Genomic DNA, 14946 nt, shown 5'->3' with positions numbered 1-14946 from the left:
ATTTCCTTTATTTTGAGCAAGGAGTGAAACAAATGGATTATGTTATTGAAATGCTCAACATTCGCAAGGAGTTTCCTGGAATCGTTGCTAATGATAATATCACGCTTCAATTGAAACCAGGTGAAATTCATGCGCTGCTTGGCGAAAATGGTGCAGGCAAGTCAACGCTGATGAACGTCCTTTTTGGCCTATATCAGCCTGAAAAGGGTGAAATTAAAGTTAAAGGAAAACCGGTGCGCATCACCGATCCTAATATAGCAAACGACTTGGGCATCGGGATGGTCCACCAGCATTTCATGCTTGTAGACCGTTTCACTGTCACTGAAAATATTATTCTCGGAAAAGAAACAACCAAAGGCGGGAAAATAGATATTAAAAAGGCTGAGAAAGAAGTCAGGGAGATTTCGGAGCGATATGGACTTGCTGTTGATCCTCAGGCGAAAATTTCCGATATTTCAGTAGGAATGCAGCAGAGGGTGGAGATTTTAAAGACTCTATATCGGGGTGCTGAAATCCTTATTTTTGATGAGCCTACTGCTGTTCTGACTCCGCAGGAAATTAAAGAGTTAATTCAGATTATGAAAACTCTAATTCACGAAGGCAAATCTATTATTCTAATCACTCACAAGCTGAAGGAAATTATGGAAGTGTGTGATCGGGTAACGGTTATTCGTAAAGGGGTTGGAATCGGTACAGTTAATGTCACTGAAACAAATCCGAATGAACTTGCAAGCTTAATGGTGGGAAGGGAAGTTACTTTCAAAACGGATAAAACAGACTCAAAGCCGCAGGAACAGGTGCTTGAGATTCATGATTTAAATGTGAAAGATTCACGGGGGCTTGGTGTTGTTAATAATCTCAAGCTCAATGTACGGGCAGGTGAAATTGTCGGTATTGCCGGTGTAGACGGGAATGGACAGTCAGAGTTAATTGAAGCGATCACTGGTTTGAGGAAGTCTGAAAGCGGTTCAATTAAATTGAATGGCAAAGAAATTGTGAATATGTCTCCTCGTAAAGTTACGGAGACTGGTGTAGGGCATATCCCTCAGGACCGTCATAAGCATGGACTTGTCCTCGATTTTCCAATAGGAGAAAATATGGTTCTGCAAACCTATTACAAAGCTCCATTCTCTAAAAAAGGTGTTCTAAACTTTAAAGAAATCTACAGCAAAGCAAAAAAGCTTATTAAAGAATTTGACGTTAGAACCCCAAGTGAATATACACTTGCAAGGGCACTTTCCGGCGGTAACCAGCAGAAAGCCATAATCGGACGAGAAATTGACCGCAATCCGGATCTCCTGATCGCTGCTCAGCCGACACGTGGCCTGGATGTTGGTGCAATTGAGTACATTCACAGGCGTCTGATTGAACAGCGCGACCAGGGGAAAGCAGTGCTGCTTATTTCATTCGAATTGGATGAAATTATAAATGTCAGCGACCGGATCGCAGTTATTTATGAGGGGGAAATTGTAGCAGTAGTTGACCCGAAACAAACAACTGAACAAGAATTAGGTTTATTGATGGCCGGATCTAAACGGAAGGAAGCGGGTGGCGAAAACCATGTCTAATCGCATGAAGAATATTGTCGTACCTCTAGTTGCCGTTCTGCTCGGGGTGTTAGTAGGTACAATCATTATGATAGCAACAGGATATAATGCCGGATCTGCATTTATTGCACTATGGAACGGTGCTTTTGGCGAAATCTACTACACTGGTGAAGTAGTCAGACAGGTCACACCTTATATTCTTGCCGGTTTGGCAGTTGCATTTGCCTTTCGTACAGGCTTATTTAATATTGGTGTTGAAGGACAGCTGATCGTTGGATGGCTTGCAGCTGTTTGGGTAGGAGTTGCATTTGAACTTCCTAAAATCATCCATCTGCCTCTCGCGGTTCTCGCAGCTGCAGCTGCTGGTGCGCTGTGGGCATTCATACCGGGCCTTTTGAAAGCCAAGTTCAAAGTGCATGAAGTAATTGTCACGATCATGATGAACTATGTGGCCCTGCATGTAACCAACTATATAATCCGGACGGTTCTTTCAGAAAAAAGTGACCGGACCGAGATGATTGCAGAATCTGCATCATTGCGTTCCCCGTTTCTTGAGGGATTAACTGATTATTCTCGTCTGCATTGGGGAATTTTAATTGCTTTAGCATGTGTGTTTATTATGTGGTTCCTATTAGAAAAAACATCTAAGGGATACGAATTGCGCGCTGTAGGCTTTAACCAGCATGCATCTGAATATGCAGGCATGAGCGTCAGCAAAAATATCATTCTATCAATGGTCATCTCAGGAGCATTTGCAGGACTTGCGGGTGCGATGGAAGCGCTGGGTACATTCGGCTATGCAGCCATTAAGGGCGGCTTTACCGGAGTAGGTTTTGACGGAATTGCGGTAGCACTCTTAGGCGGGAATGGTCCAATTGGAATTATTTTTGCAGCATTGCTATTCGGAAGCTTGAAGGTCGGAGCCCTAAACATGCCGCTTGAAGCTGGAGTTCCAAATGAACTGGTTGATATTATCATTGCTCTTATCGTGTTCTTTGTTGCAGCAAGCTATATGATTCGCATCTTTATTGACCGTATCAGCAAAAAGGGGGTGAAGTAAGTGGGCTTAATGGAAATCTTATTAATTATTATTCCATCAACTTTGCTTTGGGCAGCCCCGCTTATTTTCACTGGATTAGGCGGAAACTTCTCAGAAAGCTCCGGTGTTGTAAATATTGGTTTAGAAGGCTTGATGGTAATTGGAGCATTTACTGCCATTGTTTTTAACCTTACGTTTGTTGATGTATTTGGCAGCATGACACCATGGGTTGCATTACTCGCAGCTATGGTTGTTGGAGCGCTATTATCCATCCTGCATGCTGTTGCTTCTATTACGTTTAGAGCTGACCAGGTTGTGTCAGGGGTTGCGATTAACCTTCTGGCAATTGGTGCAGCACTGTTCCTGGTTAAATTCATTTATGGAAAAGGCCAGACAGATATCATTCAAAAAGGATTCAGCAAAGTGGATATTCCATTTTTGAGTGACATACCTGTTATCGGTAAATTGTTCTTCTCAAACACTTATTATACTTCATTTGTTGCCATTGCCGTTGCATTCCTGGCCTGGTTTGTGATGTTTAAGACTCCATTCGGGCTAAGGCTTCGGGCGGTTGGTGAACATCCAATGGCTGCAGATACAATGGGTATTAATGTAACAAGAATGAGATACATTGGGGTATTAATCTCCGGAGCCCTTGCAGGAATAGGCGGCGGCGTGTACGCACAATCGATTTCTTCAGACTTCGGGCATGCAACCATCAGCGGCCAGGGCTTTATGGCTCTGGCGGCACTGATCTTTGGTAAGTGGCATCCGCTTGGAGTTATGGGCGCGGCTTTATTCTTTGGATTTGCGCAAAGCTTGAGCATCATCGGCTCCAGCCTTCCATTCCTTGAGAATATTCCAAATGTCTATCTTCTCATTGCACCATATGTTTTAACGATTCTGGCATTAACGGGTTTCATCGGACGCGCCGATGCTCCAAAAGCATCTGGTACTCCATATATAAAAGGAAAACGTTAAACAGCAAAGCCTCATTTCTTCTCGGAAATGGGGCTTTTTTTATTGCTCAGATTCTTATTGGGAAAGCATTTAGTCTTCGCTAATTCATCAGCAAACCGCTATCGCTTCTCATACAATAAAAACCTTCCAATCCAGCCAATAACTTGAAATAAAGAAATAGGGCAAGGTATAGTTAGAATATGATTTATTACAAAGGATATTATAGAAGATAGCAGCAAAGTGTTTACATACAGACGATGTTTTCTCTTTTTACTATTGACCGTACTTCGGACTCATCAATCTACTGACAGGAGGAAAAGACATGGCCGTAATCTCTGAATCCGTAAAAGCCATGAATGGCTATAAGCTTCATGTGGTTAAAACAGAGAAATATAAAACCAATACCCTGGTTTGGAAAATGAAAGCCCCGCTTGAAAAGAATACAGTTACATTAAGATCCCTATTGCCTCATGTATTGCAGAGCAGCAGTTCGTCCTACCCTTCAACCGGAAAGCTGCGGGCTTACCTTGATGAATTATATGGTGCAACGCTTTTCGTCGATTTGGCGAAAAAGGGCGAGTTTCATGTCATTACCATTTCAGTTGAAATCGCAAACGAAAAATTTCTTTCAGATCCAACTCCTCTTCTGAAAAAAGCGTTCCAATTTTTAGCAGAAATCCTGACGAAGCCAAATGTGCATGAAGGTGCTTTTGACCAGGATACAGTTGAAAAAGAAAAAAGGACGCTTAAACAGCGGATTCAATCAGTTTTCGATGATAAAATGCGCTATTCCAATTATCGGCTGGTTCAGGAAATGTGCAAAGATGAACCGTATGCACTGCATGTGCATGGCGAGAAAGAAGATGTGGACAATATCACTCCTCAAGGCCTTTATGAATATTATCAGCAGGCATTGGCGCAGGATGAGCTTGATTTATATGTTATAGGTGACGTGGAAGAGGCAGATGCCGAATCCTATGCAGGGGAGCTTTTAACTTTTGGGAAGAGAACACCTCAGACAGCGCCTGCATCCTCGGTTAGAACGAAGGAATCTGTAAACGAAGTCCGGGAAGAACAGGATGTGAAGCAGGGGAAACTTAATATCGGCTACCGGACAAATGTCGTTTACGGTGATCCGGCATATTATGCGCTTCAGGTGTTCAATGGAATCTTCGGAGGCTTTTCTCATTCAAAACTGTTCTTGAACGTCCGGGAAAAAGCCAGTCTGGCATACTACGTAGCCAGCCGCCTGGAAAGCCATAAAGGGTTAATGATGGTGATGTCAGGAATCGATAACAGCAACTATGACCAGGCAGTGAGTATTATTAAAGAACAGCTGGAAGCTATGAAAAACGGCGACTTTTCAGAACAGGAAATGGAACAGACCAAAGCAGTTATTAAAAATCAGCTTCTGGAGACTGTTGATACAGCACGCGGGATTGTCGAGGTCCTTTACCATAATGTTGTGTCAGGGAAAGAAATTTCGCTTCAAACCTGGATGGATGAAATGGATAAGGTAACAAAAGAGGAAATTGCCGCGACAGCCAAGAAGGTCAGTTTGGATACTGTGTATTTTCTGACAGGAAAGGAGGCGGGCAAGTAATGGAAAAAATCACTTTTGACCAGCTTCAGGAAGAGCTGTATTATGAAAAACTTGAAAATGGGCTGGATGTCTATATTTTGCCGAAAAAGGGATTTAACAAGACCTATGCCACCTTTACGACAAAGTATGGTTCAATCAATAATCATTTCCTGCCCCCCGGAAAAGAGGAGTTTGTAAAAGTTCCGGATGGAATTGCACATTTTTTGGAGCATAAGCTTTTTGAAAAAGAAGACGGGGATGTGTTCCAGCAATTCAGCAAGCAGGGAGCATCAGCTAATGCTTTTACATCTTTCACAAGGACAGCTTATCTATTTTCCAGTACATCCAATGTAGAGATGAACCTTGAAACGCTTATTGATTTTGTGCAGGACCCTTATTTTACAGAAAAGACTGTTGAAAAAGAGAAAGGCATCATCGGCCAGGAAATCACTATGTATGATGACAATCCTGACTGGCGCTTATATTTTGGCCTGATCGAAAATATGTTTAATAACCATCCAGTTAAAATCGATATTGCAGGTACGATTGAGTCCATTTCCCATATCACGAAAGATATGCTGTATGAATGCTATGAGACTTTCTATCACCCAAGCAACATGCTCCTGTTCATAGTCGGACCCGTTGATCCGGATCAGATTATGTCTCAGGTGAGGGATAACCAAAGCAAGAAGGATTATAATGAAATGCCGGAAATCAAACGCCAATTCGAAGAAGAGCCTTCTGAAGCGGCCAAAAAGAAAAAAGTTCTTGAGATGAATGTCCAGACCTCAAAGTGCCTGGTCGGGATAAAGAGCAGTACTGCAAATCAGTCCGGCAAAGAAATGCTTAAAAATGAGCTGAGTCTGAATGTGCTGCTGGATATCTTGTTCGGTAAAAGTTCTGAGCATTACAGCACACTGTATAGCGAAGGATTAATTGATGATACATTCTCCTTTGATTATACACAGGAGCAGGGCTTTGGGTTTGCCATGGTGGGCGGGGACACGAATGATCCTGACCGTTTGGCTGAAACACTGCAAAAGATGCTGCTGGATGCTAGGGAAAAGGGAGCTATTTCACAGGAAACACTTGATCGGACAAAAAAGAAGAAAATAGGTGCATTCCTGCGGGCTGTCAATTCACCGGAATATATCGCTAATCAATTTACCCGGTATGCTTTTAATGAAATGGATTTATTTGATGTTGTGCCGACCCTTGAAAGCATCACACTTGAAGATGTGGAAAACGCGGCTGGTAATTTGATAAGTGAAGAGCGGTTTACGGTTTGCCAGGTTGTCCCTAAGAAATAACAAGCAGTTTCAGCAGAGCGCCATTAAATGGCGCTTTGCTTTTTTCGGGAGGATATGAAATGAAGAAATTTGCATTAATAACTGGAGCGAGCGGAGGAATCGGCCAGGCAGTCAGCGTCAAACTGGCAGAAGAAGGCTATTCGCTTTATTTACATTACAATCATAATATGGAGGGGATTAACAGGCTTCTGGACCGCCTGCAAAGGTTCGGCGGAGAATATATTCCGATCCACGCAGACCTATCTGTACCAGGCGGGTATAAAAAAATTATTCCTAACATATTTTCGCTTGACGCCATTATCCATAATAGCGGAACAGCTCAATATGGACTTCTTACTGAAATACAGCAAACGGAAATGGAAGCTTTGATGAACCTTCATGTGACCTCGCCGCTTCTCCTGACGAAAGAGCTTCTGCCGAAACTTTTAACAAAGGGGAGCGCAAATATTATAGTGGTTTCTTCGATATGGGGCCAAACGGGTGCCGCTTGTGAAGTTGCCTACTCGGCTGCAAAGGGTGCACAAATTGCTTTTGCTAAAGCTTTAAGCAAGGAGGTTGCCCTGAATGGTGTAAGGGTTAATGCTATTGCCCCGGGTGCCGTTGAGACGGCCATGCTGAAGGATTTTTCTGAAGAAGAGCTTGATGCTGTAAAAAGTGAAATTCCTATGGGCAGGCTTGCCTTGCCTGCTGACATCGCAAACGCCATTTCCTTTCTTCTTTCAGAAAAGGCTTCGTATATTACCGGGCAGGTTATGGCTGTGAATGGCGGCTGGTATACGTAACTGCCATTCGTTCAAAGAAGTGTCACAATATTTTTGAGTCATGTCTATGTACATGCATATTTTATTCAGCCCCTAAGCACAATATAATTGTACAACATTTAAAGGAGGCAAAATTATGTCTGTACTAGAAAACTGGCAGCAATGGAAAGATTTCCTTGGCGATCGTCTTCATCAGGGAATGGATCAGGGAATGAATAAGGAAACAGTAAATGACCTTGCTTATCAAATCGGTGATTATTTAGCCAAGCAAGTGGAGCCAAAGAATGACCAGGAAAAAATCCTGGCTGATCTTTGGTCTGTAGCAAGTCCTGATGAGCAGCATGCCATTGCCAATATGATGGTAAAGCTTGTTCAGAACGACGGTACCCGCTAAGAAAATAATAGTAATCAGCGAAAAGAGAGGATTGCCTCTCTTTTCGCTTTTTCCCCAAAAACATTTCCTTCCCGGCCAAACGGGTTTTTCCTTTCATATTGGCATAAAATCATATATTATAGAACCTAGATGAAAATTTAGGATAAGTTTAATAAAATTTTACATACCAGAAATGAGTTACATATACATATAAAATGCGCAAATACGTGCGCATCATCCAGGAGGAGGTTTTCCGGTGGAGAAAACAGAATGGTATTTGGAATATGAAATCCAAAAGAATCGTCCCGGCTTGCTTGGTGACATTTCTTCCCTGCTGGGTATGCTTTCCATTAATATTGTCACGATCAATGGCGTCGATGAAGGCCGCAGGGGATTGCTGATTTTGGCTAAAGACCATGAACAGATTGAACGCCTGAAGTCCATTCTTAATACGATGGACACGATTAAAGTGATTAAGCTCCGTGAGCCTAAGCTGAGGGACCGGCTGGCCGTGCGTCATGGAAGATATATTCAAAGGGATGCCGACGATAAAAAAACGTTCAGGTTCGTAAGGGACGAGCTTGGGCTTTTGGTTGATTTCATGGCCGAATTATTTAAACAGGAAGGGCACAAGCTAATAGGGATCAGGGGAATGCCAAGGGTTGGAAAAACAGAATCCATAGTCGCTTCAAGTGTCTGTGCGAACAAACGCTGGCTATTTGTTTCATCCACGCTGCTAAAGCAGACGATACGAAATCAGCTGATCGAGGATGAATATAATGAAGACAATTTGTTCATCATTGACGGAATTGTCTCAACAAGACGTGCCAACGAACGGCACTGGCAGCTCGTACGGGAGATTATGCGCCTCCCGGCAGTTAAGGTAGTGGAGCATCCCGATATTTTCGTGCAAAACACTGAATACTCTCTTAACGATTTTGATTATATTATTGAGCTTCGTCACGACCCTGAGGAAGAGATTGCATATGATGTGGTAGAGAAGAACAATATGTTCTCTGAATCAGATTTTGGAGGCTTTGATTTTTAGTAAGTTGGAAGGTGTTGTAAATTGACAGAACTAGGCAATCGATTAAAAGAAGCGCGGCTGGCTAAAGATATGAGCCTTGAAGATCTGCAAAAGGTCACAAAAATACAAAAACGCTATTTGGTGGGAATTGAAGAGGGCGATTATAGCATGATGCCCGGAAAGTTTTATGTCAGGGCATTTATTAAACAGTATGCTGAAGCGGTTGGAATTGAGCCGGAAGAAATTTTCGAACAGTATAAAGATGATATTCCGGCACAGGTGAATGATGATATTCCAGAAAAGCTATCGCGTGTTCAATCCAGGAAAGATCTTTCTGGCAGGACTTCAAAAGTATTCGATATTCTTCCAAAGGTTCTCATTGGCGTCTTTATAGTTGGCCTCATTGCGGTCCTATACAATTTTCTTGGGGCCAAAGATCAGGCGGACAAGGAAGAGAAGCCATCTGATTTGACTGATGAACAGACAGTTATAGAAGAGTCTGAAAACCTTGCAGAAAATAAAAAAGATGATTCAGCTGGAAAGAAAGAAGAATCTGATGACAAAGATGCTGCTGAGGAAGATGGCAAGGACCAAGAAACCGAGGAAGAGCCAAAGCAGGAAGTTGCTGTGGTTCAATCCAGCGGAAATGGAACGGTTTATGAATTGAAGAATGCGGACAAGTTTGAACTGGAGGTTTTGTCTACAGGAGAAACTTGGGTGAATATCAAGAACGGCAAAGGGGATTCCCTCTTCCAGGGAATGCTCACTGCGGATGGCACGAAAAGCCAGAAGGTAGACTTTTCAAAGGAAACGGAAGCTTCCATTGTAGTCGGAAATTCGACTCAAACTGAAATCTATGTAAACGGCGAAAAAATTGAGTATAAGGTGCCGCCTTCACAATCCGTCAAGCAGGATATTACCATAAAGTATGCGCCGAAGACCGAATAGTCATCTTTAGATGACTATTTTCGCTTTTTATGTAAAAATTATCAGTAAAAGGATTGCAGCGAATGTCTTAGACTTTTTCTGCAAGAAGTTTCATTTATCGCAGTCTAACGGGCAGTAAGACCCCCGCTTCAAGACTCAGTGGAATCAAAGGGGGATAAATGGGGGTCAAACTGCCCGTAATGGCCCGACTGGCTCAACTAACAATCAGTGGGAGATAAAGCCTCCCCGCTGATTGAAGTTTCACTTTATTATACTTGGAGGTAAAACATGAATCTGCCAAATAAAATTACAGTGTCCCGTATCTTGCTGATACCAATATTTCTGCTCGTCATGCTCGTCCCTCTTTCATGGGGAAATGTGGAGTTGTTAGGAGCTGAAATGCCCGTTACCCATCTGATTGGAGCTCTTATTTTTATTATTGCTTCGGTTACCGATTGGGTCGACGGCTACTTTGCCCGCAAGTACAATCTGGTTACAAATCTGGGCAAGTTTCTTGATCCGCTTGCAGACAAACTTCTCGTTTCTGCAGCATTAATAGTTCTGGTTGATCTTGGTCTGGCTCCATCATGGATTGTCATTATTATAATCAGCCGGGAATTTGCTGTAACAGGTTTAAGGCTTGTACTGGCAGGGGAAGGAGAAGTAGTCGCAGCTAATCAGCTTGGCAAAATCAAAACCTGGGCTCAAATTGTAGCCATTTCTGCCCTGCTTTTACATAATATTATTTTTGAAATGGTTTCAATCCGGTTTGACCTGATTGCCTTATGGGTTGCGATGTTCTTTACGATCTGGTCCGGCTGGGACTACTTTGCAAAAAACAAGCAGGCCTTCATTAACTCAAAATAATTACTTTACCCGGAAGGGGGCTTTTGAATGAATGCTGAAATTATAGCTGTCGGGTCTGAGCTTTTACTTGGACAAATCGTTAATACAAATGCCCGCTTTCTTTCCCGGCAGCTTGCTGAACTGGGCATTAACGTTTTTTACCATACAGTGGTTGGAGATAACCCTGAGCGCCTGAAATCGGTGATCACAATTGCCGAAGGCCGTTCTGATCTGATCGTCTTCACGGGCGGATTGGGACCGACAAAGGATGATTTAACGAAAGAAACAATCGCCCGTCATCTTGGCAAAGAGCTCGTCATGGACGCACAGGCGCTTGAGTCTATCCAGCTTTATTTTAAACGCACCAACAGAGAGATGACCGAGAATAATAAAAAGCAGGCCCTGGTTCTTGAGGATGCACAAGTGCTTCCTAATGAGCATGGAATGGCACCCGGAATGATTGCCGATAATAGCCGGCATGTTTATATGCTTCTTCCTGGGCCTCCAAATGAGATGGAACCGATGTTCCTCAAACACGCATTTCCAGCCCTGCAATCCAAGCTGGGCACAGATGATGTGATTGTTTCCCGGGTGCTTCACTTCTTTGGGATTGGGGAAGCCATGCTTGAAACGGAGATTGAAGATATTATCGATGCGCAGAGTAATCCAACCATTGCTCCGCTTGCATCTGATGGGGAAGTTACTCTGAGGCTCACAGCAAAGCATAGTCAGCCTAACACGGCCATGATGCTGATTGATGAAGCGGAAACTAAAATCCTCGATCGTGTCGGCGAATACTTCTACGGATATGATGATACTTCATTGATGTACGAGCTAACCAAGCTGATTAAGGAGAGCAGCATGACTATTTCCGCAGCGGAGAGCTTAACAGGCGGCATGTTCCAGGAGGAGTTTACATCCATTCCGGGAGCTGGCGGACTTTTAAAGGGCGGAGTGGTCTGCTACACCAACGAAGTTAAGGCTGAAGTATTAAAAGTCCGCAAAGAAACGATTGATAACGACGGGGTCGTCAGTGCACAGTGTGCAGCCGAGCTTGCTGAGAATGTCGCAAGCCTGACAAATTCCGATATCGGAATCAGTTTTACAGGTGTTGCTGGTCCGGATGAATTGGAAGGAAACCCGGTCGGAACAGTATATATAGGCATCTGGATTAAAGGAAGGCCTGTCCAGACTGAAAAGCTGAACCTTGGAGGAACCAGGGCTGCCAATCGGGTTCGTACAGTAAAATACGGCTGCCATTTTCTTATTAAAGCATTAAAAGAAACTCAGACCGCCTGAAAATGCGTTCTGAGTTTTTAATAGCCATAATAATAGACAGACTTCTTGCCGAAATGCGATTTCATCTACTGATTGACCCCTGAAAAACCTCTCTTTCCCCAGCAGTCTTGATATTTTCGGGCAAAATGTCTCAATGAAAAAAATCGAATGGATGTTCGACTTTTTGCTCGACAAATGCATTGAAAAGGTTTATAGTAGAGTTAGGTTTTGAGATGAGACAAATCGAATCTAATCAAAAGACAGATTCGTCTATATAAAAGGAGGAACTATTAGTGAGTGATCGTCAAGCAGCTCTTGAAATGGCGCTAAAACAAATAGAAAAGCAATTTGGTAAAGGTTCTATCATGAAGCTCGGGGAACAGACTGACCGCAGAATTTCCACTGTACCAAGCGGGTCTCTTGCTCTTGATGCAGCTCTTGGGGTAGGCGGCTATCCAAGAGGACGTATTATTGAAGTCTATGGACCGGAGAGTTCCGGTAAAACAACAGTAGCCCTGCATGCTATTGCAGAAGTGCAGGCAAGCGGCGGACAAGCAGCGTTCATCGATGCCGAACACGCTTTGGACCCTGTTTATGCACAAAAGCTTGGTGTAAATATTGACGAGCTTCTTCTTTCCCAGCCGGATACTGGAGAGCAGGCGCTTGAAATAGCAGAAGCCCTTGTTCGAAGCGGTGCTATTGATATTCTCGTAGTTGACTCTGTGGCAGCCCTTGTTCCCAAGGCTGAAATTGAAGGAGAAATGGGTGACTCCCATGTGGGTCTGCAGGCCCGCCTAATGTCACAGGCACTTCGTAAGCTATCAGGCGCAATCAACAAATCAAAGACAATCGCGATTTTCATTAACCAAATCCGTGAAAAAATCGGAATTATGTTTGGAAACCCTGAGACGACTCCGGGGGGACGCGCATTGAAGTTCTACTCATCCATCCGCCTTGAAGTGCGCCGTGCAGAAACTCTTAAACAAGGCAATGAAATGGTTGGTAATAAGACAAAGATTAAAGTTGTCAAAAATAAAGTCGCTCCTCCATTCCGAGTGGCGGAAGTTGACATCATGTACGGTGAAGGAATTTCCAAGGAAGGTGAAATCATCGATCTTGGCTCTGAGCTGGATATTGTCCAAAAGAGCGGTTCTTGGTACTCATTCAACGAGGAGCGCCTGGGCCAAGGCCGTGAAAACGCCAAGGTATTCCTAAAAGAAAACCCTGAAATCCGTCTAACTATCCAAAAACAAATCCGCGAACATTATGGACTCGATGAAGAAAAAGTAGCCAGCGGAGACGAAGAGCAGGAAGAATTCGAGCTGATCGATTAATACTAAGGAAAAGCAAAGTCCTGAGTGGCTTTGCTTTTTTTTCTTCAAAAGTGTTCAAACCAATCGAAATATTAAGAAAAGCCCTTAAGACAAACCCTTGACAATAAAATTCCACAGCTTTACAATTAAAAATGTATATTTTACATTTTATATGTAAAGAAATTCTTATTGAGTCAGACTTTGTCCGGCTCCAGGCTCCATTGGCTTTTCATACGTTAATAAACTGCCAGCCGTCAGATGGATGCCCAGTGTTTTTTTAAGATTGAAACGTTTAAAAGCCTTAGTGCTGTATATTGAATTGGACAATGTACATGCCAACACTTTAAAAAACGTAACACAAACAAGTTCATAGCAAGAGGAGGTGAAATGATGGATCTAGTAACAGCAATCATCTCCATTTTGCTTGGCCTAATCGTCGGTGCTTTTGTTGGCTATTTTGTTCGCAAATCTATTGCCGAAGCTAAAATTGCAGGAGCTAAAGATGCTGCTGAGCAGATTTTGGAAGACGCAAAGCGAGAAGCTGAGGCTACGAAGAAGGAAGCCCTGCTTGAAGCGAAAGATGAAATTCACAAGCTCCGCACAGATGCGGAAGGTGAAGTTCGTGATCGAAGAAATGAACTGCAAAAACAAGAAAATCGCTTAATGCAAAAAGAAGAGAACCTTGATCGCAAAGATGAAACGTTAGATAAACGTGAAGCGCTTTTAGAAAAGAGGGACGATTCTCTTAGCAAAAGACAACAGCATATTGAAGAGATGGAAAGCAAAGTGGAAGTGATGATTAAAGAGCAGCAAGCTGAGCTGGAACGCATCTCAGGCTTGACTCGTGAAGAGGCAAAGTCCATCATTTTAGAGCGCACGGAGCAGGAAGTGGCTCACGATGTCGCCATTATGGTAAAAGAGAGCGAGACTAGAGCGAAAGAGGACGCGGATAAGAAAGCGAAGGAAATCCTGTCACTGGCTATCCAAAGATGTGCTGCTGATCATGTGGCAGAAACTACTGTATCAGTTGTCAACCTGCCAAATGATGAGATGAAAGGGCGCATTATTGGCCGTGAAGGCCGTAATATCCGTACTCTGGAAACACTGACCGGAATTGATCTTATTATCGATGATACGCCGGAAGCGGTAATTTTATCCGGCTTTGATCCAATTCGCCGTGAGACTGCACGCTTAGCTTTAGACAAATTGGTTCAGGACGGTCGCATCCATCCAGCTCGGATTGAGGAAATGGTCGATAAGGCCCGCCGTGAAGTGGATGAACATATTCGTGAAATCGGCGAACAAACCACTTTTGAGGTTGGTGTTCACGGCTTGCATCCAGACTTAATCAAAATTCTTGGCCGATTAAAATTCCGTACAAGCTACGGCCAGAATGTGTTAAAGCACTCAATGGAAGTGGCTCAGCTTTCAGGACTGCTGGCTGCCGAATTGGGACAGGACGAAACATTGGCACGCCGGGCAGGATTGCTTCATGATATCGGTAAAGCAATCGACCATGAGGTGGAAGGAAGCCATGTTGAAATCGGTGTGGAGCTTGCCACTAAGTATAAAGAGCATCCTGTTGTCATAAACAGTATCGCTTCCCACCATGGTGACACAGAGCCAACATCAATCATTGCCGTACTTGTCGCTGCAGCTGATGCTTTATCAGCAGCAAGACCTGGAGCAAGAAGAGAGACGCTTGAGAACTATATTCGCCGTCTTGAAAAGCTTGAAGAGATTTCCGAATCCTATGATGGTGTTGAAAAATCATTCGCCATTCAAGCTGGACGCGAAATCCGTATTATGGTTAAGCCTGAACAAATTGATGACCTTGAAGCTCATCGTTTGGCAAGGGATATCCGTAAGAAGATTGAAGAAGAACTTGATTATCCAGGCCACATCAAGGTCACGGTTATCCGTGAAACGAGGGCCGTTGAATATGCAAAATAAAGCGATGCACATGCATCGCTTTATTTCTTT

At 43.4% G+C, this 14946-nt stretch carries 13 protein-coding genes; all 13 read left to right on the top strand.

From position 1 onward, the window contains the following. Window positions 1–32 precede the first annotated feature (32 nt). The 13 genes from NYE23_RS11620 (at window position 33) to rny (ending at window position 14916) form a co-directional block, all read left to right on the top strand. A complete protein-coding gene (locus NYE23_RS11620) occupies window positions 33–1568 on the top strand; it encodes an ABC transporter ATP-binding protein (protein WP_341077988.1) in 1536 nt (511 codons plus the stop codon). Further along, window positions 1561–2607, top strand: coding sequence for an ABC transporter permease (locus NYE23_RS11615; RefSeq protein ID WP_341077986.1), 1047 nt, complete (start codon window positions 1561–1563; stop codon window positions 2605–2607). The genes NYE23_RS11620 and NYE23_RS11615 overlap by 8 nt, the downstream gene beginning before the upstream one ends. Continuing rightward, window positions 2608–3567, top strand: a complete 960-nt coding sequence (locus NYE23_RS11610; protein WP_035329089.1) for an ABC transporter permease — start codon at window positions 2608–2610, stop codon at window positions 3565–3567. Window positions 3568–3868: 301 nt separating this feature from the next. Beyond that, window positions 3869–5149 (top strand): EF-P 5-aminopentanol modification-associated protein YfmF, encoded by a 1281-nt coding sequence (gene yfmF / locus NYE23_RS11605; protein ID WP_341077983.1) that lies wholly within the window; start codon window positions 3869–3871, stop codon window positions 5147–5149. Then, the gene (gene yfmH / locus NYE23_RS11600; RefSeq protein WP_341077981.1) at window positions 5149–6438 is read left to right on the top strand and encodes an EF-P 5-aminopentanol modification-associated protein YfmH; all 1290 of its coding nucleotides are present in this window, start codon (window positions 5149–5151) and stop codon (window positions 6436–6438) included. The genes yfmF and yfmH overlap by 1 nt, the downstream gene beginning before the upstream one ends. A 59-nt stretch (window positions 6439–6497) precedes the next feature. After that, entirely contained in the window at window positions 6498–7220 is a 723-nt protein-coding gene (gene ymfI / locus NYE23_RS11595; protein WP_341077980.1) for an elongation factor P 5-aminopentanone reductase, read from the top strand. 115 nt (window positions 7221–7335) lie between these two features. Then, on the top strand, window positions 7336–7593 hold the full coding sequence (locus NYE23_RS11590) for a DUF3243 domain-containing protein (protein WP_061791010.1): 258 nt from the start codon (window positions 7336–7338) through the stop codon (window positions 7591–7593). A 235-nt stretch (window positions 7594–7828) separates the two neighbouring features. Beyond that, entirely contained in the window at window positions 7829–8620 is a 792-nt protein-coding gene (locus NYE23_RS11585) for a YmfK family protein (RefSeq protein ID WP_341077977.1), read from the top strand. A 21-nt stretch (window positions 8621–8641) separates the two neighbouring features. Then, window positions 8642–9547 carry a helix-turn-helix domain-containing protein gene (locus tag NYE23_RS11580; RefSeq protein WP_341077975.1) on the top strand — a complete coding sequence of 302 codons (906 nt, stop codon included), beginning with the start codon at window positions 8642–8644 and terminating at the stop codon, window positions 9545–9547. A gap of 267 nt (window positions 9548–9814) precedes the next feature. Continuing rightward, complete coding sequence (gene pgsA / locus NYE23_RS11575; RefSeq protein WP_061791007.1) at window positions 9815–10393, top strand: CDP-diacylglycerol--glycerol-3-phosphate 3-phosphatidyltransferase; 579 nt, start codon at window positions 9815–9817, stop codon at window positions 10391–10393. Between the two features lie 27 nt (window positions 10394–10420). Further along, window positions 10421–11671 (top strand): competence/damage-inducible protein A, encoded by a 1251-nt coding sequence (locus NYE23_RS11570; RefSeq protein WP_341077974.1) that lies wholly within the window; start codon window positions 10421–10423, stop codon window positions 11669–11671. A gap of 272 nt (window positions 11672–11943) precedes the next feature. Next, window positions 11944–12984, top strand: a complete 1041-nt coding sequence (gene recA / locus NYE23_RS11565; RefSeq protein ID WP_341077973.1) for a recombinase RecA — start codon at window positions 11944–11946, stop codon at window positions 12982–12984. Window positions 12985–13350: 366 nt separating this feature from the next. Beyond that, window positions 13351–14916 (top strand): ribonuclease Y, encoded by a 1566-nt coding sequence (rny, locus tag NYE23_RS11560; RefSeq protein WP_386850996.1) that lies wholly within the window; start codon window positions 13351–13353, stop codon window positions 14914–14916. The last annotated feature ends 30 nt before the right edge of the window (window positions 14917–14946 follow it).

This window comes from Cytobacillus sp. FSL H8-0458, from assembly GCF_038002165.1.
In the GTDB taxonomy this organism is placed as follows: Bacteria; Bacillota; Bacilli; order Bacillales; family Cytobacillaceae; genus Cytobacillus.
The sequence above is the reverse complement of the archived record's forward strand: the minus strand, read 5'-3'. Positions and strand labels throughout refer to the sequence as shown.

Bases quoted from the DNA above. Each gene is read 5' to 3' on its own strand.
- NYE23_RS11590 (WP_061791010.1), top strand. From the start codon at position 7,336: ATGTCTGTACTAGAAAACTGGCAGCAATGGAAAGATTTCCTTGGCGAT.
- pgsA (WP_061791007.1), top strand. From the start codon at position 9,815: ATGAATCTGCCAAATAAAATTACAGTGTCCCGTATCTTGCTGATACCA.
- NYE23_RS11615 (WP_341077986.1), top strand. From the start codon at position 1,561: ATGTCTAATCGCATGAAGAATATTGTCGTACCTCTAGTTGCCGTTCTG.
- NYE23_RS11620 (WP_341077988.1), top strand. From the start codon at position 33: ATGGATTATGTTATTGAAATGCTCAACATTCGCAAGGAGTTTCCTGGA.
- NYE23_RS11570 (WP_341077974.1), top strand. From the start codon at position 10,421: ATGAATGCTGAAATTATAGCTGTCGGGTCTGAGCTTTTACTTGGACAA.
- rny (WP_386850996.1), top strand. From the start codon at position 13,351: ATGATGGATCTAGTAACAGCAATCATCTCCATTTTGCTTGGCCTAATC.
- yfmH (WP_341077981.1), top strand. From the start codon at position 5,149: ATGGAAAAAATCACTTTTGACCAGCTTCAGGAAGAGCTGTATTATGAA.
- yfmF (WP_341077983.1), top strand. From the start codon at position 3,869: ATGGCCGTAATCTCTGAATCCGTAAAAGCCATGAATGGCTATAAGCTT.
- ymfI (WP_341077980.1), top strand. From the start codon at position 6,498: ATGAAGAAATTTGCATTAATAACTGGAGCGAGCGGAGGAATCGGCCAG.